The sequence below is a fragment of the Pelagicoccus sp. SDUM812002 genome (assembly GCF_031127835.1).
In the GTDB taxonomy this organism is placed as follows: Bacteria; Verrucomicrobiota; Verrucomicrobiia; order Opitutales; family Opitutaceae; genus Pelagicoccus.
On sequence record NZ_JARXHX010000137.1, the window covers coordinates 1 to 441 of the forward strand.

Annotated in this window: 1 protein-coding gene; it reads right to left on the reverse strand. The window is 52.2% G+C overall.

All coding sequences use genetic code 11. The annotated features are described in order from the left end of the window. The coding region (locus QEH53_RS24035) for a hypothetical protein (protein ID WP_309025779.1) at positions 1-441 on the reverse strand (441 nt) is incomplete at both ends.

Genomic DNA, 441 nt, shown 5'->3' on the forward strand with positions numbered 1-441 from the left:
ATGGGCAAGCCGTACATGCCCTTTGCCGCCTTTGTCCTTCCAGATCGGACGGGACAGAACGTCTTTTCGCTCGGAATGGGGGAGGGAACGGAGCCTTTCACGGTCTCGAATCCTCTCATCAGTGGTCACAGAAAACCAAGATCCGGCAGGGGCTTGTCCCCGAACGTGTTTAGAGCAATCTGCTGAAATCGTAGATTTCCTACCTCCTATAGAAGGCATGTCAGTCAGTCCTGATGAAGCTCGAAGCTGAATCAGGCCGCTAACAGGATCGACGAAGGCGTCGTATCCTTCTCTCTTGAGTTTTCGAATTCTGTACCTCTGGGCCAATATAGTCCCAAATTCCAACTGCCGAGGATCTCGGAGTTCTTCCCGCTCTTCCGGTGGATCTTCCTCGACCTTTCGTTCTTGGATTTCTCCCTCGATAAATTGGAGCTGCGAGCA